This is a genomic window from Bifidobacterium pseudolongum subsp. globosum (assembly GCF_004155535.1).
GTDB lineage: Bacteria > Actinomycetota > Actinomycetes > Actinomycetales > Bifidobacteriaceae > Bifidobacterium > Bifidobacterium pseudolongum_C.
Map to the genome: position 1 here is coordinate 13,283 of NZ_RYUH01000007.1, position 18,273 is coordinate 31,555.

Sequence of the window (18,273 nt, forward strand, 5' to 3'; positions counted from 1 at the left end):
AGCAAAGGTGCCATAAAGGCTAACAAAGCACTCGCGAAACGCACAGAGTCGAACATTGTGTGGCGACACTGGCAGAGGCTGACAGACGTGCGATTGTACGGTACATTGTGGTGTGGCTCACGTGATATGTGACCCCGCGTCATGCGGGGCGCGCGTGATGAAGTCCAGAAGTACAACTGCGTACCCATACGCGACGAACATGGATTCGAGGAGGATCGCATGGCAGAAGCACGCAAGGACGATGCTCAGGCGAAGAAGGCCCCTGCCCAGAACGCACCCGAAGCAGCCCCTGTTGTGGACAAAGAGGCCGCGGCGGCTGCCGAGGTGGATGCCCTTGTGGTCAAGGCCCGCAAGGCGTTGGAGGAATTCGAGAAGCTCGACCAGGAGACCGTGGACCGCATTGTGGCCAAGGCCTCGGTCGCCGCGCTGAACAAGCATCTGGTGCTCGCCAAGATGGCCGTGGACGAGACCGGCCGTGGCCTCGTGGAAGACAAGGCCACCAAGAACATCTTCGCGTGCGAGCACGTGACCAACTACATGGCCGGCCAGAAGACCGTCGGCATCATCCGCGAAGACGACGTGCTCGGCATCGACGAAGTCGCCGAGCCGGTCGGTGTGGTGGCCGGCGTCACGCCCGTCACCAACCCCACCTCCACGGCGATCTTCAAGTCGCTCATCTCGCTGAAGACCCGTTGCCCCATCATCTTCGGCTTCCACCCGTTCGCGCAGAAGTGCTCCGCGGAAGCGGCGCGCATCGTGCGTGACGCCGCCGTTGAGGCAGGTGCCCCGGCGGACTGCATCCAGTGGATCGAGCACCCGTCGATCGAGGCGACCGGCGCGCTGATGAAGCACCCGGGCGTCGCCACGATCCTCGCGACCGGTGGCCCGGGCATGGTCAAGGCGGCCTACTCGTCCGGCAAGCCGGCCCTCGGTGTGGGTGCGGGCAACGCGCCGGCCTACGTGGACGCCAATGTGGACGTGCAGCGCGTGGCCAACGACCTCATTCTTTCCAAGCACTTCGATTACGGCATGATCTGCGCCACCGAGCAGGCGATCATCGCGCATAAGGACATCTACGCGCCGCTCGTCAAGGAGCTCAAGCGCCGCAAGGCCTACTTCGTCAACGACGAAGAGAAGGCCAAGCTCGAGCAGTACATGTTCGGCTGCACCGCGTACTCGGGCCAGACCCCGAAGCTCAACGCGGTCGTGCCGGGCAAGTCCCCGCAGTACATCGCGCACGAAGCCGGCTTCGAGATCCCCGAAGATGCCACGATCCTGGCCGCGGAATGCGCCGAGGTCGGCGAGAACGAGCCGCTCACCATGGAGAAGCTTGCGCCGGTGCACGCCGTGCTCAAGTTCAACGACCAGGAGCAGGGCTTCGAGATGTGCGAAGAGATGCTCAAGCATGGCGCGGGCCACACCGCCGCCATCCACACCAACAACGACGACCTGGTGCGTGAATACGGCCTGCGCATGCACGCATGCCGCATCATCTGGAACCAGCCGAGCTCGCTGGGCGGCATTGGCGACATCTACAACTCGATCGCCCCGTCGCTCACCCTGGGCTGCGGATCGTACGGCGGCAACTCGGTGTCTGGCAACGTTCAGGCGATCAATCTGCTCAACATCAAGCGCATCGCTCGGAGGAACAACAACATGCAGTGGTTCAAGATCCCGGCAAAGACCTACTTCGAGCCGAACGCCATCAAGTACCTGCGCGACATGTACGGCATCGAGCGCGCCGTGATCGTGTGCGACAAGGTCATGGAGCAGCTCGGCATCGTCGACAAGGTCATCGACCAGCTGCGCGCGCGTTCCAACCGCGTCACCTTCCGCATCGTCGACTACGTCGAGCCGGAGCCGAGCGTCGAGACCGTTGAGCGCGGCGCCGCCATGATGCGCGACGAGTTCGAGCCCGACACGATCATCGCCGTCGGCGGCGGTTCGCCGATGGATGCCGCGAAGATCATGTGGCTGCTCTATGAGCACCCTGAAATCTCGTTCTCCGACGTGCGTGAGAAGTTCTTCGACATCCGCAAGCGCGCGTTCAAGATCCCGCCGCTCGGCAAGAAGGCCAAGCTCGTGTGCATCCCGACCTCGTCGGGCACCGGCTCCGAGGTCACGCCGTTCGCCGTGATCACCGACCACAAGACCGGCTACAAGTACCCGATCACCGATTACGCGCTCACGCCTTCGGTCGCGATCGTCGACCCGGTGCTCGCCCGCACGCAGCCGCGCCGCCTGGCGTCCGACGCCGGCTTCGACGCCCTGACCCACTCGATGGAAGCGTACGTTTCGGTGTACGCGAACGACTTCACCGACGGCATGGCGCTGCACGCGGCCAGGCTGATCTGGGACAACCTCGCGGAGTCCGTGAACAGCGAGCCCGGCCCGGCCAAGACCAAGGCGCAGGAGAAGATGCACAACGCCGCCACCATGGCCGGCATGGCGTTCGGATCGGCGTTCCTGGGCATGTGCCACGCCATGGCGCACACAATCGGCGCCCTGTGCCACATCGCGCACGGCCGCACCAACTCCATCCTGCTGCCGTATGTGATCCGTTACAACGGCCAGGTGCCGGAAGAGCCCACCTCGTGGCCGAAGTACAGCAAGTACATCGCGCCGGAGCGCTACCAGGAGCTCGCCAAGAACCTCGGCCTCGACCCGGGCAAGACTCCGGCCGAAGGCGTGGAGAACCTGGCTGCCGCTGTTGAGGATTACCGCGACAACAAGCTCGGCATGAACAAGAGCTTCCAGGATTGCGGTGTGGACGAGGATTACTTCTGGTCCATCCTCGAGCAGATCGGCATGCGCGCCTACGAAGACCAGTGCGCGCCGGCGAATCCGCGCATCCCGCAGATCCAGGACATGATGGACATTGCCATCGCTGCCTACTACGGCGTGTCGCAGGAGGAAGGCCACAAGATGCGCGTGGAGCGCGAAGGCCTGGCCGCCACCGAAGAGGCGTCGCAGCGCGTCTGAGGTAGTGTCATCTGAGCGTTAACAAGTGAGGGCCCCGGATTCATCTCCGGGGCTCTCACTCATATATAGGGCAGATGGCGGCACAGGTGATCAGCGCAAAGCACAGCGTGCTCGCCACGCATTCGGTGATACCGGTGTATTTCGCGGGCACACGGCGCACGCGGGCGATCGACGGCAGGCCGATGGCGCGCAGCAGCAACAGCGCACCGGCCGCACCGAGCCATGGGCTTACGGCAAATCCAACTGCGCAGATCGCGATGTGCCAGATCCATGACGCAGCCAAGTACGCGCGGTTGCCGCGTTCGCGGATCATCGTTTTGACGAACAGCACGGATCCGCCAAGCATGGCGGCGTATGCGAGACTCACAGTGAGTGCGGGCTGTGCGAATGTGCCCGCGGGGAACCAGTTGTGCACCGACGGCAGCGTATCGCCGGCGAGCTGCATGGCGGCGGTGGCGTGTGCGCCGTACGGCTGCATGACGACCGGCATCGCGCTCGACGCCAGCACCGCGCAGGCATTGGCCCACAGCGAATGCTCACGACGCATCCATGCGCCGAGCATCGAGCCGGCGGTGAGCACAATATACAGCGGCGCCCAACGCAGTACGCCGGGGTGCAGCACCACGAACGGCACGCCGATGACCGCGAGCGCGCCCAAGTAGGTGAGCGTTGGGACTGCGTAGCGTGTGCGGAAGCGCGATTTGAACCAGCGTGCGGCGCTGAATTGCACGCAGTAACAACATGCCCATGCCACGGCCACCCAGCACAACGCCAGTGTGGGGCCGCATACGAACAGCGCGGACAGTGTGGGCATCAGCACGATCGCCCATGCGCCGGGTTCGTTGGAAAGCCAGTCGCGGCGTGACTTGAACCGTGGTGTGGTGCGTGTGGCCGCCTTGGGCGCGGAAACCGGTTTTGGCGTAGGCTGCGTGCGTGGTCTCATGCTGTCTGCTTTGGTCATGCTGCCCAAGGGTAGGGAATTTTCGTGTGAACCGCCAGACCTTGTATATGAATATGCGCAATCCCTACCTATCCGGCCTCAGGCCCCCATAATCCCACATGCCACCCGGATTTACCAACCTCCCAGCCACCACCCCTAGGCAGCGTCCGAAATATCTTTGTGCCTCCGTGTTTTCGGACAGTTAGAGGTCGTAACTGTCCGTTTTATCGGCGGGGCAGCGATTTTTCGGTCGCGAGGGGTGAGTAACTGTCCGAAATCACGGTGGAGATACGATTTTTCGGACGTAAGGCCTTGAGATACGTAGTATGCGGGGCTGCCGGACGGTCGGGGAAATGTGGATACGGGGGCGTCCGACCACAGGGGCCCGGATGGGTTGCCAGGGGAGGGCGGGGATGTTTACGGTCTGCGTATGAGAACGAACCACGAGTTGCTCCGAATGCACAGTCAGGCCCAGCAAGGGCGCAGATGCATCGCAGCGGAAAGCCCACGGCAGGCACGGATGCTTTCGCGGCGGTACAGGGCCGGTGATCTCATGCGCGTATATCCGGGCATGTATATGAGACCCGAGTACTGGAATGGGCTGACGCCCACGGAACGCGTGTGCCACCTCGTACGCTCACTGGCGCACAAGCATCCGGAATGGGTGTTTGCCGGCGAGTGCGCGGCATGCGTGCATGGATTGGAGGTGCCTTGGGTCGCTATGCGGCACATGGTGTACGTCATCGGGCCGTGTGCGGCGAGCGCATCCGACTGCGATCAGCTGCAGCGGATTCACGCCTATGGCATACAGCCCCACTGCGTCGAGGGCATCAAGGTGACCGGGCTGGCCCGCACCGTCATAGACTGTGCGTGTGTGATGGATCCATGTGGCGCGGTGGCGGTATTGGACTCCGCAATCCGCAGGGGGCTGACAAAACAGGAGCTGTATGCGGAGTGCAACCGGCAGCACACCGATTGCGCCGCCGTGTTCCACCTGTTGCCGCATGCTGATCAGCGCAGCGAGAACGGTGGCGACACGCCCGAAGTTCAGCTGTACCGGGGGAGTGCTTAAATATAACAGTTGCCTGAAAAGGGCTCGCATATTGGAATCAAAAAAGCGAGCGCGGCACGGCAGGTCACGCAAGTGGCACGCCGCATGGCCGCGCACTGATGTGGAAAGCCGGGAGGCCCATGCCTTTCGCGGCGTTCTGTGCCGGTGCCCGTGAGCAGGTTAAGTTACAAGTCAACGAATCGCTAGAAAGGGCGGAAGGCAATGGCGGGACAGAAAATCCGCATCAGGCTTAAGTCCTATGACCATGAGGTCATCGACCAATCGGCGAAGAAGATCGTCGAAACGGTGACGAACGCGGGCGCAACTGTGGTTGGCCCGGTTCCGCTCCCGACTGAGAAGAACGTATACTGCGTTATCCGCTCTCCTCACAAATACAAGGATTCTCGCGAGCATTTCGAGATGCGCACTCACAAGCGCCTCATCGACATTGTGGATCCCACCCCCAAGGCTGTGGACTCCCTGATGCATATTGATCTGCCCGCAGATGTCAACATCGAGATCAAGCTGTAAGGGAGGAGGAGACCGCTATGTCACAGAACACGAATCGCACCGCTTTGCTCGGCAAGAAGCTCGGCATGTCGCAGGTGTGGGATGAAAACGGCTTCTTCGTCCCCGTCACCCTCGTCGACGTGTCCACCAACGTGGTCACCGCTGTGAAGAACGAGGAAACCGACGGCTACAAGGCCGTGCAGCTCGGCTACGGCCAGGTCGACCCGCGCAAGGTCACCAAGCCGATGCAGGGCCACTTCGCCAAGGCCGGCGTGACCCCGCGCCGTCATCTCGCCGAAGTGCGCACTGAGAACGTTGAGGATTTCCAGCCGGGTCAGGAACTGACCGCTGAGCTGTTCCCCGAAGGCGCCCAGGTCGACGTGACCGGCACCACCAAGGGCAAGGGCTTCGCTGGCACCATCAAGCGCTGGGGCTTCAAGTCCTACCGCCGCACCCACGGTTCTCACAAGAACGAACGCCGTCCCGGTTCGGTCGGCGCATGCGCGACTCCGAGCCGTATCCTCAAGGGCAAGCGCATGGCTGGCCGCATGGGCCACGCCACCAACACCGTGCTGAACCTCACCGTCGTTTCCTCCGACGTTGAGAACGGCGTCATCGCCATCAAGGGCGCCATCCCTGGCCCCAAGGGCGGTATTGTGCTCGTCCGTTCTGCAGTGAAGGGAGCCTGATACATCATGGCAAACGTTACTCTGAACGTCACCGACAACAAGGGCCAGGCCGCTGGCTCCATCGAAGCACCGGCTGATTTCTTCGGCTTCTCCGCCGAAGAGGTGCAGGCCCACGTGCCGATGATCCACCAGGTGGTTGTGGCTCAGCTCGCTGCAGCCCGTCAGGGCACCCACGCGGTCAAGAACCGCGCCAAGGTCTCCGGCGGCGGCCGCAAGCCGTGGAAGCAGAAGGGCACCGGTCGCGCTCGTCAGGGCTCGATCCGCGCTCCGCAGTGGTATCACGGCGGCGTTGTGCACGGCCCGGTCCCGCGTGACTACAGCCAGCGCACCCCCAAGAAGATGAAGGCTGCGGCACTCAAGTATGTGCTCTCCGATCGCGTGAACAACGGTCGCGTGGCAGTGGTCGACTTCGGCATCACCGAACCTTCGACCAAGGCCGCCCTTGCCGCTCTGAACCCGATCGTGGCCGACAACTTCACCACCGTTGTGCTGTCCCGCGACAACATCAACGAATGGCTCTCGGTCCGCAACATTCCGACTGTTCACCCGATCTTCGCCGATCAGCTCAACACCTACGACGTGGTTACCGCGCAGTACGTGGTGTTCTCGAAGGAAGGCTACGAAGCGTTCCTCGAGGCGAAGAAGCCGGCAGAAAAGGAGGCCTGATTTTCATGGTCGCAGTTCACAAGCCAGCTCATGACATCATCCTCAAGCCCGTTGTCTCTGAGAAGAGCTACGCCCTGTCCGATATGGGCCAGTATACCTTCGTGGTGGCCCCGAACGCGAACAAGGTGCAGATCAAGCAGGCAATCGAGGAGATCTTCAAGGTCAAGGTGACGAACGTCAACACCCTCAACCGTGCAGGCAAGCGCACGCGCACCCGCACCGGTTACGGCCGCCGCGCCAACGAGAAGCGCGCAATCGTGACCGTGGCCGAGGGCCAGTCGATCGACATCTTCGGTAACTGAAGGTTAGCCGAGAAAAGTTAAAGGAAGAACTAGATTATGGCTATCCGCGTTTATAAGCCGACGACTCCGGGCCGCCGTAACGCGTCCGTGTCGGATTTCTCCGACCTCACGCGCTCCACGCCTGAGAAGTCGCTCGTACGCAAGAAAAGCAAGACTGGCGGCCGCAACTCTTACGGCCGTATGACCTCCCGCCATCGCGGCGGTGGCCATAAGCGCCAGTACCGTCTCATCGACTTCCGTCGTTGGGACAAGGACGGCGTGCCGGCGCGCGTCGCCGAGATCGAATACGATCCGAACCGTTCCGCCCGCATCGCCCTGCTCAACTATGCAGACGGCGAGAAGCGCTACATCATCGCCCCGGAAGGCATCAAGCAGGGCGACCTGATCGAGACCGGCCCGAAGGCCGACATCAAGCCGGGCAACAACCTGCCGCTGCGCAACATCCCGACCGGTACCGTGGTGCACGCGATCGAACTCCGCCCGCTCGGCGGCGCGAAGATCGCCCGCTCCGCTGGTGCGGCCGTGCAGCTCGTCGCGAAGGACGGCGCCTACGCCCAGCTGCGTATGCCGTCCGGCGAAATCCGCAACGTGGACGCCCGCTGCCGCGCAACGATCGGTGAGGTCGGCAACTCCGACCACGCCAACATCTCGCTCGGCAAGGCCGGTCGTGCACGCTGGCTCGGCAAGCGCCCGATCACCCGTGGTGAGTCCATGAACCCGGTCGACCACCCGCACGGCGGTCGTACCCGCGGTGGCAAGCCGCCGGTCTCCCCGTGGGGCAAGGGCGAAGTTCGTACTCGTCGTCCGAAGAAGGCTTCGAACAAGATGATTGTTCGCCGCCGTCCTAATGGCAAGAACCGCAAGTAAGGGAGTGTCGAGTAGATGACTCGTAGCATCAAGAAGGGCCCCTTCGTCGACGCCCACCTGCAGAAGAAAGTCGACGAGCAGAACGAGAAGGGTACGCACAACGTCATCAAGACGTGGTCGCGCCGTTCGATGATCACCCCTGACTTCATCGGACACACCTTCGCAGTCCACGATGGCCGCAAGCATGTGCCGGTGTTCGTCACCGAAGCCATGGTCGGTCACAAGCTCGGTGAGTTCGCCCCCACGCGCACCTTCAAGGGTCACGTGAAGGACGACAAGAAGTCGCGCCGTTAATAGTAGGAGAGTAAAGACACATGGAAGCTAAAGCAATCGCACGTCACGTCCGCGTGACGCCGCGCAAGGCTCGCCGCATGGTCGACCTCATCCGAGGCAAGAAGGCGACCGATGCAATCACCATCCTCAAGTTCGCCCCTCAGGCCGCTGCACTGCCTGTGCTCAAGGTCCTGGAGAGCGCCATCGCCAACGAGCGCGTCAAGGCCGACAAGGCCGGCGAGCCGTTCCGCGAGAACGACCTGTACATCAAGGAGACCTATGTGGATGAGGGCGTGACGCTCAAGCGTTTCCGCGCTCGTGCACAGGGCCGTGCCGCTCGTATCAACAAGCGTACGAGCCACATCACGGTCGTTGTCGCCACCAAGGAAGGAGCCCGCTAAAGATGGGTCAGAAGATTAATCCCTTTGGCTATCGCCTGGGCATTACTGAGGACCATCGTTCGAAGTGGTTCTCCGATTCCAACAAGGCCGGCGAACGCTACCGCGATTTCGTGCTTGAAGACGACGCCATCCGCAAGGAGATGACGAAGGACCTCGAGCGCGCAGGCGTGTCCCGCATCATCATTGAGCGTACCCGTGACCGCGTGCGTGTGGACATCCACACCGCCCGCCCGGGCATCGTGATCGGCCGCCGTGGCGCCGAAGCCGAGCGCGTTCGCGCAAAGCTCGAGAAGCTCACCGGCAAGCAGGTCCAGCTCAACATCTTCGAAGTCAAGAACCCGGCGATCGACGCCCAGCTCGTCGCCCAGGGCATCGCCGAGCAGCTTACGAACCGCGTGACCTTCCGCCGCGCGATGCGTAAGGCTCAGCAGGATGCCATGCGCGCTGGCGCCAGGGGTATCCGCATCAAGCTCTCCGGCCGTCTTGGCGGCGCCGAGATGAGCCGTTCCGAGTTCTACCGCGAAGGCCGCGTGCCGCTGCAGACCCTCCGTGCACTCATCGATTACGGCTTCTTCGAGGCCAAGACCACCTACGGTCGCATCGGTGTCAAGGTGTGGATCTACAAGGGCGACATGACCGAGCGCGAGTTCGAAGAGCTTCAGGCGCAGCAGGGCAACAACCGTGGCGGCCGCCGCGGCGATCGCCGTCCGCGCCGTGGCCAGCGCGGTGCTCAGCGCGGCAACCAGCAGAACCAGGTGAAGACCGGTGCCGACCAGCCGATCGAGGCCGAGGTCGCTTCCGACGCCACCGCTGCACCGTCTTCGGAAACTAAGGAGTGAGCTGAAGATGCTTATCCCAAAGAGGACAAAATATCGTAAGCAGCACCGTCCGGACCGCCACGGCATGTCCAAGGGCGGCAACGAGATCAACTTCGGTGATTTCGCCATCCAGGCCATGGCCCCGGCGTATGTGACCAACCGTCAGATCGAGGCCGCCCGTATCGCCATGACGCGTTACATCAAGCGTGGTGGCAAGGTGTGGATCACGATCTTCCCGGATCGCCCGCTGACCAAGCACCCCCTCGGCGCCCGAATGGGTTCCGGTAAGGGCACCCCGGAATTCTGGATCGCCAATGTGCATCCGGGCCGCGTGATGTTCGAAATCGGTGGCGTGTCTGAGGATGTCGCTCGTGAGGCTCTGCGCCGCGCAATCGACAAACTCCCTATGAAGTGCCGTGTTATTGCACGTGAAGGCGGTGACATCTGATGGCAGTCGGATCTACTGAATACACCATCCAGAACCTCAACGAGAAGACCAACGAAGAGATCGAGGGTTTCCTCAAGAAGTCCAAGGAAGAGCTGTTCAACCTGCGCTTCCAGCATGCGACCGGTCAGCTTGACAACACGGCCCGCCTCAAGGCAGTCAAGCGTGACATCGCCAGGATGTACACTGTTCTGCGTGAACGCGAGCTCGGCATCAGCCAGGCTCCGGCGGCAACCGAAACGAAAGCTGAGGAGAAGTAATGGCGCAAGAGCGTAACTCCCGCAAGGTTCGTCGCGGTTATGTCGTGTCCGATAAGATGGACAAGACCATTTCCGTGGAACTCGAACTTCGTACGACCCACCCGCTGTATGGCAAGGTCGTTCGTTCAACCCGCACGGTCAAGGCTCATGACGAACACAATGACGCTCACGTTGGCGACCTCGTGAGTATCATGGAGACTCGTCCACTGAGCAAGACCAAGCGTTGGCGTCTCGATACCATCATCGAGCGCGCTAAGTAATTAAGTTCGGCAAGGCTCGCTGGCTCACCCGGTACGTCCCGTTCGCGGGACGTACCGGGTGAGCAGGGAGAACCGGCTCGGCTAAGGAGAATCAATGATTCAGCAGGAAACGCGGCTTCATGTCGCCGACAACACGGGTGCCAAGGAACTCCTCTGCATCCGAGTGCTCGGCGGATCGAAGCGACGCTATGCCGGCATTGGCGACGTGATCGTCGCCTCCGTTAAGGACGCAATCCCTAACGGGTCGGTCAAGAAAGGCGACGTCGTCAAGGCCGTCGTCGTCCGTACAGTCAAGGAACGCCGTCGTGCAGACGGTTCCTACATCAAGTTCGACGAGAACGCTGCGGTTATTCTCGGCTCCGGCCGTGAACCGAAGGGCACTCGTATCTTCGGACCGGTTGGTCGTGAACTGCGCGACAAGCGCTTCATGCGTATCGTGTCCCTCGCCCCGGAGGTGATCTGAGATGGTAGCCAAGATCAAAAGCGGCGACCTGGTCAAGGTCATTCGCGGCAAGGATCGCGGTAAGGAAGGCACCGTCAAGCGCGTGCTCAAGGACGATCGCCTGATCGTCGAGGGCGTGCAGATGGTCAAGAAGCATGTGCGTGCGACGCAGCAGGGCCAGCAGTCCGGCATCGTCTCCGTCGAGGCCCCGATCCATCGCTCCAACGTGATGCTGATCGACCCGGAGACCAAGCAGCCGACTCGCGTTGGCGTTGTGATCAAGGAAGAAGCCCGTGACGGCAAGGTGAAGACCGTGCGCGTGCGCGTGGCCAAGAAGTCTGGAAAGGAGCTGGCATGAGCGAAGAAATCGTGAGCGAAGAGCTCGTCGTCGAAGCACCTCAGACTCCGCGCCTGAAGCAAGAGTACAAGGATGTCATCATCCCTGAGCTCGAGAAGGAATTCAAGCACGACAACCCGATGCAGATCCCTCGCATCGAGAAGGTCGTCGTCTCCATGGGCGTCGGCGCCGCGGCCCGCGACTCGAAGCTCATCGAGGGCGCAGTGCGCGATCTGACCGCCATCACCGGCCAGAAGCCGAAGATTACCAAGGCGAAGAAGTCCGTCGCGCAGTTCCATCTGCGTGAAGGCCAGGCCATCGGCGCGTACGTCACCCTGCGTGGCGACCGCATGTGGGAGTTCCTCGATCGTCTTCTGACGCTGGCGCTGCCGCGTATCCGCGATTTCCGCGGCATCAACGGCCACCAGTTCGACGGTCAGGGCAACTACAACTTCGGTCTGACCGAACAGTCCATGTTCCACGAGATCGATCCGGATTCGATCGATCACCAGCGCGGTATGGACATCACCGTTGTGACCAGCACCAAGGATGACGATGAGGCCTACGCTCTGCTCAAGGCCCTCGGATTCCCATTCAAGGAGAACTGAAATGGCAAAAACGTGTCTTAAGGTCAAGGCGCTGCGCAAGCCGAAGTTCAAGGTGCGCGCATACACCCGTTGCATGGTCTGCGGCCGTCCTCATTCCGTGTACCGCAAGTTCGGTCTGTGCCGCATCTGCCTTCGTGAGAAGGCGCACCGCGGCGAGCTGCCAGGCGTTACGAAGTCCAGTTGGTAAATATCGACGCTGAAGGTCCGCGGCTCGTGTGGAACCAGGTTCCACAGGGCGGCGGAAACCACGGCGAGAAAGGGCGTTAGCCCAAATGACAATGACAGATCCAATCGCAGATATGCTTACGCGTCTGCGTAATGCGAGCGCGGCAAAGCACGAGACCGTGGATATGCCGTACTCCAAATTCAAGAAGAACATCGCTGAGATCCTGAAGCGCGAAGGCTACATCGCCGACTACACCGCCAAGGAAGCCCGCGTTGGCCAGACCCTTGAGGTCACCCTCAAGTACGGCCCGAACGGCGAGCGTTCCATTCAGGGCATCAAGCGCATCTCGAAGCCCGGCCTGCGCCGTTACGCGAAGTCCGACGCGCTTCCGATGCCGCTTGGCGGCCTCGGCATCGCCATCATCTCGACCAGCTCGGGACTGATGACCCAGAAGGAATGCCTCGACCGAGGCATCGGTGGCGAAATCGTCGCCTACGTTTGGTGAGAAAGGAGAGCTGAACATGGCATCGCATATTGGTAAGCTCCCGATCACCATTCCGGCGGGCGTCGAAGTCACAATCAATGGTCAGGAGTTCTCGGTCAAGGGACCGAAGGGCACTGATTCCTACACCATCCCCGAGGGCATCACCGCCAAGGTCGAAGGCAACGAGCTCATCGTGAGCGCCAACGACGACCTGCGTCCGACGCGCGCGAAGCACGGCCTGGCCCGTTCGATCATGGCTTCCATGGTCAAGGGCGTGCACGAGGGCTATGCCAAGAGCCTCGACATCGTGGGTACCGGTTACCGCGCCCAGATGAAGGGTAAGGGCATCGAGTTCTCGCTCGGTTACTCCCACACGATCACTGTGGAACCGCCGGAAGGCATCGAGTTCGAACTGCCGAACCCGAATCAGGTAATCGTCAAGGGCACCGACAAGCAGGCCGTTGGCCAGGCTGCCGCGAACATCCGCAAGCTCCGCGCTCCGGAACCCTACAAGGGCAAGGGCATCAAGTACACGGATGAGCAGATCCGCCGCAAGGCTGGAAAGGCTGGTAAGTGATATGAGCGTTAAGATTTTCGGTAAAGGCAAGAAGGTTGCGCTGAAGCGTCGCCACGCTCGTATCCGTAAGCGCATCAACGGCACCGCCGAGCTCCCGCGTCTGGTGGTCACCCGTTCCAACCGTCATATGGTTGCCCAGATTGTCGACGACACCGTCGGCAAGACCCTGGTGAGCGAATCCACGCTGATGAGCGACTTCGCCGACTTCCAGGGCACCAAGACCGAAGCGGCCAAGCAGGTCGGCCTCCTGATCGCCAAGAAGGCGCAGGAAGCGGGCATCACCGCCGTTGTCTTCGATCGTGGTGGCAACCAGTACCATGGTCGCGTCGCAGCTGTTGCTGATGGCGCCCGCGAGGGAGGTCTTGCACTGTGAGCGACAACGAAAAGGAAACCCAAGTGGCTGAAGAGACTCAGAACACTCAGGCTACCGCCGAGTCCAACAACGAGGACCGCAAGAACAACCGTCGTGGCCAGCGTGGCGAAGGCCGCCGTGGCGAGCGTCGCAACCGTCGTGAGGAAAACCGCGGCGACGAGATGCTCGACCGCGTGGTGACCATCAACCGCGTGTCCAAGACCCACAAGGGCGGCCGTACGTTCAGCTTCGCAGCTCTCGTTGTGGTCGGTGACGGCAACGGCACCGTCGGCGTGGGCTATGGCAAGTCCCGTGAGGTCCCGGCGGCAATCGCCAAGGGCCAGCTGGACGCCAAGAAGCACCTGTTCAACGTTCCGCGCATCCGCGGCACCGTGACCCACCCGGTCATCGGCCACGACCACGCAGGCACCGTCCTGCTGCGTCCGGCCGCTCCCGGCACCGGCGTTATCGCCGGCGGTGCGGTCCGCGCCGTCATGGAGTGCGCTGGCATTACCGACGTCCTGACCAAGTCGATGGGCTCCGCGACCGCCGTCAACGTGGTTCGCGCCACCGTCGATGCGCTCAAGCAGCTCGAGGACCCTGAGGAGATCGCGGCTCGCCGTGGCCTCTCCGTCCAGGAAGTCACCCCGGACGCCCTGCTACGCGCCCGCGCCGCAGGAATCGCCGAGGCCCGCAAGGCTCGCGAAGAGGCTCAGGCCAAGGCCGCCGCAAAGGATGGTGAGTGATGGCTAATCTGAAGATTACGCTCGTGCACGGCATGTGCCGTACCAATCAGAAGCAGCGCGCTACCGCACAGTCGCTTGGCCTTCGCAAGATCGGCCAGACGGTTGAGCGTGAAGACAATTCGACGACCCGCGGCATGATCAATGTCGTGCGTCACCTGGTCAAGGTTGAGGAGGCTGAGTGATCATGGCAGAAGAAGAGACCACGATCCTGCAGATGCATGATCTCCGCCCGGCACCTGGCGCCAAGAAGGACCGCATCCGCGTTGGCCGCGGTGAAGGCTCCAAGGGCAAGACCTCGGGCCGTGGCGACAAGGGCACCAAGAAGCGCTACCAGGTCCGCCCGGGCTTCGAAGGCGGTCAGCTCCCGCTGTACATGCGCCTTCCGAAGCTCCGTGGCTTCCGTAGCCCCTTCAAGAAGGAATACCAGGTCGTCAACATCGCAACCCTCGCCGAGCTGTTCCCGCAGGGCGGCGAGATCTCGGTCGCTGATCTGGTGGCCAAGGGTGCTGTGCGCGCCAACCGCCCGGTCAAGGTCCTCGGCGAAGGCGAGACCACCGTTGCGTTCACCCTCAAGGGTGTGAAGGCTTCGGCGTCCGCCAAGACGAAGATCGAAGCGGCCGGCGGCTCCATCAGCGAAGACTGATATGCAGTGAAGGCCGGAGCGCCGGCGGCTTGACACCAAGCCGCCGCCGGCCCAATCAGACCCCCTCCCGCCATGCAGCGTGGAGGGGGTCTTTTTTCATAGTTCCGCACCGATCGACTCACACCCGCCGTGATGACTCGCGGAAAATGTGCGGAAATTCTATAGATTTTCCATGCAACGGTGCGCATGGTAGACACGATGGGCTAAACTCGACGGCTAGAGTGTGTTTGTTACCCGTGTAATGCATGCGAATCAGTTAATTATGGGAGGGAACCCAAGGTGAGGACACTTATCCAGGCCTTTCGGACCAAGGAACTGAGGAACAAAATCCTCTTCGTCCTTGGCATGATCATCATTTACCGAATCGGCTCGTACATTCCGGCGCCAGGCGTCGACGAAACCGTCGTCAACAACTGCGTGACGCAGATGAGCGGCAACTCCGAGAACTTCATCGGTCTGGTGAACCTGTTCTCCGGTGGCGCCATGCTGCAGCTGTCGATCTTCGCACTTGGTGTGATGCCGTACATCACCGCATCCATTGTGATCCAGCTGCTGCGCGTGGTGATCCCGCGCTTCGAGGCCCTGCACAAGGAAGGCCAGTCCGGTGAGGCGAAGCTCACCCAGTACACGCGTTACCTCACAATCGGCCTCGCGCTGCTGCAGTCGTCCACGATCGTGGTGACCGCCAAGTCGGGCGCGCTGTTCAACTACCAGTGCTCGGGCATCATCCCGAACGACGACGTGTGGACCCTGATCGTCATGGTGCTCGTCATGACCGGCGGCACCGGCCTGATCATGTGGATGGCCGAACTCATCACCGAAAAGGGCATCGGCCAGGGCATGTCGATCCTCATCTTCCTCTCCATCTGCTCCGGCTTCCTGCCGCAGCTATGGAACATCGGCTGGGGCACCAATGGCACCGACGGCAATTGGACCAAGTTCGGCATCGTCACCGGCGTGCTGCTCGCCATCATGATCTTCGTCAACTACGTGGAACTCTCCCAGCGCCGCATTCCGGTGCAGTACACGCGCCGCATGATCGGCCGCAAGATGTACGGCGGATCGTCCACCTACCTGCCGCTCAAGATCAACATGAGCGGCGTCATCCCGCCGATCTTCGCCTCGTCGATCCTGGCGATCCCCACGCTGATCTCGCAGTTCGGCAACGCCGAATCCGGTTGGGTGCAGTGGATCAACACGAACCTGGCCAACACCACGTCCGTGTGGTACATCTGCCTGTACGCCCTCATGATCGTGTTCTTCACGTTCTTCTACACCGAGATCACGTTCAACACCGATGAGACGGCGGACAACATGAAGCAGTACGGCGGCTTCATCCCGGGCATCCGCGCCGGCAACGCCACCGCACGCTACCTGAAGTACGTCATCAACCGCTTGAACACCGTCGGCGCGGTCTACCTGCTCTTCGTGGCGCTGCTGCCGACCGTGCTCATCATGGCGCTCAACCTGAACGCGAACCTGCCGTTCGGTGGCACCACGATCCTAATCATCGCCGGCGTCGGCCTCGACACGCTGCGCCAGGCGAAGGCTCAGACCGAGCAGTACCAGTATGCTGGCTTCCTGTTCGACAACACGAGCCATATCGAAGGCAAGTGAGTGTACCGTGGCCGGTGGTGCAAACCACCGGCCACGGTTGCATATTCACCCAGCACCGGGCATCCGCGCCGGTATTGAACCAAAGTATGAAAGGACGATCCATGCGACTGCTGATCATGGGCCCCCAGGGTGTGGGCAAGGGCACGCAGGCTGCTCTGCTGAGCACGCACTACGACATTCCGGCCATCTCGACCGGCGACATCTTCCGCTTCAACATCAAGAACAAGACCCCGCTCGGCCTTGAGGCGCTCTCGTACACCGACAAGGGCGAACTCGTGCCCGACGAGCTGACGAACTCGATCGTCAAGGACCGCCTTGCGCAGGACGACGCCGCCAACGGCTGGGTCCTCGACGGCTACCCGCGCAACGCCGCGCAGGTCGAGGCGCTCGACGCGATGCTCGAAGAGCTCGGCCAGAAGCTCGACGCCGTGGTGGCGCTCGAGGCGAGCCGCGACGTGCTGCTGGAGCGCATGGCCAAGCGCGCCAAGGAGCAGGGCCGTTCCGACGACACGCCGGAAGTGATCGCCAAGCGTCTGGAGACCTACGAGAAGGAGACCGCTCCGCTGCTCGACATCTACAAGCAGCGCGGACTGCTCATCAGCGTGAATGGCGTGGGTGAGATCGACGAGATCAGCAATGCGATCATCGCCGAGCTCGACGCCAACGTGCAGGCTCGCTGATCTGCGCACAGGCATCGTCTGCCAATTCGGGCCGGCGCGTTCCCACGGGGCGCGCCGGCCCGACGCATAGGGAATAGAGACGCGCGCGGCGAGGTTATGCATGGCAAGTGCGTACTGCGACACGCCGAGTTTTATTTGGGAATGATTTCGTGTATTCTTGCAATTTGGTGTGTCTTCGGACACAGCAGTAATACAACCGAGGAACGGAATCAGAACCTATGGCAAAAGACGGTGTGATTGAAGTCGAAGGACGAGTAGTCGAGGCATTGCCAAACGCAATGTTCCGAGTCGAACTTGAGAACAAGCATATCGTGCTTGCCACCATTTCCGGCAAAATGCGCAAGAACTACATCCGTATCTTGCCTCAGGACCGCGTGGTGCTCGAGATGAGCCCGTACGATCTCAACCGTGGTCGTATTACGTACCGATACAAGTAAGGTACAACCAAAGTAAGGAACAACCATGAAGGTTAGCCCAAGTGTGAAGAGGATCTGCGAAAACTGCCGCGTGATCCGTCGTCACGGCCGCGTCATGGTGATCTGCACCAACCCGCGTCACAAGCAGCGTCAGGGCTGAGCAGATACCAGCGGCACAACAATCCAGGCACTAAGTCACAGCCCCGCATGGGGCTGAACCCCGGGAACACAGGCCCGGGCCGGGAAACCGGGAGACTCGGTGCAAGACCTGTGTGAAACAGAAGGAATCGCAATGGCACGTCTTGCCGGAGTCGACATCCCCAATGACAAGCGCATCGAGATCGCGCTCACCTACATCTTCGGTGTAGGCCGCACTCGTGCGAAGGAAACCCTTGAAGCCACCGGCATCAACCCGGACACCCGCGTCAAGGACCTGACGGATGAGCAGCTCATCACGCTGCGTGATTACCTCGAGTCCAACTACAAGATCGAGGGCGACCTGCGTCGTGAAATCGACGCTGACATTCGTCGTAAGATTCAGATCAACTGCTACCAGGGCATGCGTCACCGTAAGGGACTCCCAGTGCGCGGACAGCGCACCAAGACCAACGCGCGTACCCGCAAGGGACCGAAGCGTACGGTCGCTGGAAAGAAGAAGGCCACCAAGTAATTAGGTGAGTCCTCAGCTGCGGCCACGGCGACCACCATCGCCGCAGCAACAAACAAGAGTTCGTTACAAGG

General features: G+C 61.6%; 29 protein-coding genes. 28 read left to right on the forward strand and 1 reads right to left on the reverse strand.

Translation table 11 applies throughout. The features are described 5' to 3' along the window. Positions 1–219: 219 nt before the first annotated feature. Positions 220–2,982, forward strand: coding sequence for a bifunctional acetaldehyde-CoA/alcohol dehydrogenase (gene adhE, locus PG2093B_RS02080; RefSeq protein WP_129896934.1), 2,763 nt, complete (start codon positions 220–222; stop codon positions 2,980–2,982). 55 nt (positions 2,983–3,037) lie between these two features. Here the strand turns inward: adhE and PG2093B_RS02085 are convergent, their stop codons facing one another. Further along, entirely contained in the window at positions 3,038–3,943 is a 906-nt protein-coding gene (locus tag PG2093B_RS02085) for a YwiC-like family protein (protein WP_242502782.1), read from the reverse strand. A gap of 709 nt (positions 3,944–4,652) precedes the next feature. Here PG2093B_RS02085 and PG2093B_RS02090 point away from each other — a divergent pair. From PG2093B_RS02090 to rpsM, 27 genes are all read left to right on the forward strand, one after another. Further along, positions 4,653–4,994: a hypothetical protein gene (locus tag PG2093B_RS02090; protein WP_129896936.1), complete on the forward strand. Its 342-nt coding sequence runs from the start codon at positions 4,653–4,655 to the stop codon at positions 4,992–4,994. A 201-nt stretch (positions 4,995–5,195) separates the two neighbouring features. After that, the gene (gene rpsJ / locus PG2093B_RS02095) at positions 5,196–5,504 is read left to right on the forward strand and encodes a 30S ribosomal protein S10 (RefSeq protein ID WP_004268570.1); all 309 of its coding nucleotides are present in this window, start codon (positions 5,196–5,198) and stop codon (positions 5,502–5,504) included. 17 nt (positions 5,505–5,521) lie between these two features. Continuing rightward, a complete protein-coding gene (rplC, locus tag PG2093B_RS02100; protein WP_022858213.1) occupies positions 5,522–6,172 on the forward strand; it encodes a 50S ribosomal protein L3 in 651 nt (216 codons plus the stop codon). Between the two features lie 6 nt (positions 6,173–6,178). Further along, positions 6,179–6,838 (forward strand): 50S ribosomal protein L4, encoded by a 660-nt coding sequence (gene rplD / locus PG2093B_RS02105; protein WP_026643540.1) that lies wholly within the window; start codon positions 6,179–6,181, stop codon positions 6,836–6,838. A 5-nt stretch (positions 6,839–6,843) separates the two neighbouring features. Further along, complete coding sequence (rplW, locus tag PG2093B_RS02110) at positions 6,844–7,140, forward strand: 50S ribosomal protein L23 (RefSeq protein WP_022858215.1); 297 nt, start codon at positions 6,844–6,846, stop codon at positions 7,138–7,140. Positions 7,141–7,176: 36 nt separating this feature from the next. Further along, positions 7,177–8,007 carry a 50S ribosomal protein L2 gene (rplB, locus tag PG2093B_RS02115; protein WP_022858216.1) on the forward strand — a complete coding sequence of 277 codons (831 nt, stop codon included), beginning with the start codon at positions 7,177–7,179 and terminating at the stop codon, positions 8,005–8,007. 15 nt (positions 8,008–8,022) lie between these two features. Continuing rightward, positions 8,023–8,301: a 30S ribosomal protein S19 gene (gene rpsS / locus PG2093B_RS02120; RefSeq protein ID WP_022858217.1), complete on the forward strand. Its 279-nt coding sequence runs from the start codon at positions 8,023–8,025 to the stop codon at positions 8,299–8,301. Between the two features lie 20 nt (positions 8,302–8,321). Then, the gene (gene rplV / locus PG2093B_RS02125; RefSeq protein WP_022858218.1) at positions 8,322–8,681 is read left to right on the forward strand and encodes a 50S ribosomal protein L22; all 360 of its coding nucleotides are present in this window, start codon (positions 8,322–8,324) and stop codon (positions 8,679–8,681) included. A 2-nt stretch (positions 8,682–8,683) separates the two neighbouring features. After that, a complete protein-coding gene (rpsC, locus tag PG2093B_RS02130) occupies positions 8,684–9,520 on the forward strand; it encodes a 30S ribosomal protein S3 (protein ID WP_095507487.1) in 837 nt (278 codons plus the stop codon). Positions 9,521–9,527: 7 nt separating this feature from the next. Next, on the forward strand, positions 9,528–9,947 hold the full coding sequence (gene rplP, locus PG2093B_RS02135; RefSeq protein ID WP_022858220.1) for a 50S ribosomal protein L16: 420 nt from the start codon (positions 9,528–9,530) through the stop codon (positions 9,945–9,947). After that, on the forward strand, positions 9,947–10,204 hold the full coding sequence (rpmC, locus tag PG2093B_RS02140) for a 50S ribosomal protein L29 (RefSeq protein ID WP_022858221.1): 258 nt from the start codon (positions 9,947–9,949) through the stop codon (positions 10,202–10,204). Before rplP ends, rpmC begins: the two co-directional genes overlap by 1 nt. Beyond that, the gene (gene rpsQ / locus PG2093B_RS02145) at positions 10,204–10,464 is read left to right on the forward strand and encodes a 30S ribosomal protein S17 (protein WP_022858222.1); all 261 of its coding nucleotides are present in this window, start codon (positions 10,204–10,206) and stop codon (positions 10,462–10,464) included. Before rpmC ends, rpsQ begins: the two co-directional genes overlap by 1 nt. Before the next feature lie 94 nt (positions 10,465–10,558). Then, complete coding sequence (rplN, locus tag PG2093B_RS02150) at positions 10,559–10,927, forward strand: 50S ribosomal protein L14 (RefSeq protein ID WP_022858223.1); 369 nt, start codon at positions 10,559–10,561, stop codon at positions 10,925–10,927. A 1-nt stretch (position 10,928) separates the two neighbouring features. Further along, on the forward strand, positions 10,929–11,264 hold the full coding sequence (gene rplX, locus PG2093B_RS02155; protein WP_022858224.1) for a 50S ribosomal protein L24: 336 nt from the start codon (positions 10,929–10,931) through the stop codon (positions 11,262–11,264). Continuing rightward, complete coding sequence (gene rplE / locus PG2093B_RS02160) at positions 11,261–11,851, forward strand: 50S ribosomal protein L5 (RefSeq protein WP_022858225.1); 591 nt, start codon at positions 11,261–11,263, stop codon at positions 11,849–11,851. Before rplX ends, rplE begins: the two co-directional genes overlap by 4 nt. A 1-nt stretch (position 11,852) precedes the next feature. Beyond that, on the forward strand, positions 11,853–12,038 hold the full coding sequence (locus tag PG2093B_RS02165; RefSeq protein WP_004268593.1) for a type Z 30S ribosomal protein S14: 186 nt from the start codon (positions 11,853–11,855) through the stop codon (positions 12,036–12,038). Positions 12,039–12,123: 85 nt separating this feature from the next. Then, on the forward strand, positions 12,124–12,522 hold the full coding sequence (rpsH, locus tag PG2093B_RS02170; RefSeq protein WP_022858226.1) for a 30S ribosomal protein S8: 399 nt from the start codon (positions 12,124–12,126) through the stop codon (positions 12,520–12,522). Positions 12,523–12,538: 16 nt separating this feature from the next. Continuing rightward, positions 12,539–13,078: a 50S ribosomal protein L6 gene (gene rplF, locus PG2093B_RS02175; protein WP_022858227.1), complete on the forward strand. Its 540-nt coding sequence runs from the start codon at positions 12,539–12,541 to the stop codon at positions 13,076–13,078. 1 nt (position 13,079) lies between these two features. Further along, positions 13,080–13,451 carry a 50S ribosomal protein L18 gene (gene rplR / locus PG2093B_RS02180; protein WP_022858228.1) on the forward strand — a complete coding sequence of 124 codons (372 nt, stop codon included), beginning with the start codon at positions 13,080–13,082 and terminating at the stop codon, positions 13,449–13,451. Beyond that, a complete protein-coding gene (rpsE, locus tag PG2093B_RS02185; RefSeq protein WP_033488457.1) occupies positions 13,448–14,176 on the forward strand; it encodes a 30S ribosomal protein S5 in 729 nt (242 codons plus the stop codon). The genes rplR and rpsE overlap by 4 nt, the downstream gene beginning before the upstream one ends. After that, positions 14,176–14,358 (forward strand): 50S ribosomal protein L30, encoded by a 183-nt coding sequence (gene rpmD / locus PG2093B_RS02190; protein WP_022858230.1) that lies wholly within the window; start codon positions 14,176–14,178, stop codon positions 14,356–14,358. Before rpsE ends, rpmD begins: the two co-directional genes overlap by 1 nt. A 2-nt stretch (positions 14,359–14,360) precedes the next feature. Next, positions 14,361–14,819, forward strand: coding sequence for a 50S ribosomal protein L15 (gene rplO, locus PG2093B_RS02195; protein WP_026643542.1), 459 nt, complete (start codon positions 14,361–14,363; stop codon positions 14,817–14,819). A 279-nt stretch (positions 14,820–15,098) separates the two neighbouring features. After that, a complete protein-coding gene (secY, locus tag PG2093B_RS02200; RefSeq protein ID WP_129896938.1) occupies positions 15,099–16,436 on the forward strand; it encodes a preprotein translocase subunit SecY in 1,338 nt (445 codons plus the stop codon). A gap of 101 nt (positions 16,437–16,537) precedes the next feature. Continuing rightward, positions 16,538–17,116 carry an adenylate kinase gene (locus PG2093B_RS02205; RefSeq protein ID WP_129896940.1) on the forward strand — a complete coding sequence of 193 codons (579 nt, stop codon included), beginning with the start codon at positions 16,538–16,540 and terminating at the stop codon, positions 17,114–17,116. Positions 17,117–17,334: 218 nt separating this feature from the next. After that, positions 17,335–17,553: a translation initiation factor IF-1 gene (gene infA, locus PG2093B_RS02210; RefSeq protein ID WP_004268611.1), complete on the forward strand. Its 219-nt coding sequence runs from the start codon at positions 17,335–17,337 to the stop codon at positions 17,551–17,553. 25 nt (positions 17,554–17,578) lie between these two features. After that, positions 17,579–17,692 carry a 50S ribosomal protein L36 gene (gene rpmJ / locus PG2093B_RS02215; RefSeq protein WP_003814578.1) on the forward strand — a complete coding sequence of 38 codons (114 nt, stop codon included), beginning with the start codon at positions 17,579–17,581 and terminating at the stop codon, positions 17,690–17,692. 132 nt (positions 17,693–17,824) lie between these two features. Continuing rightward, positions 17,825–18,202: a 30S ribosomal protein S13 gene (gene rpsM, locus PG2093B_RS02220; protein ID WP_022858234.1), complete on the forward strand. Its 378-nt coding sequence runs from the start codon at positions 17,825–17,827 to the stop codon at positions 18,200–18,202. Positions 18,203–18,273 lie beyond the last annotated feature (71 nt).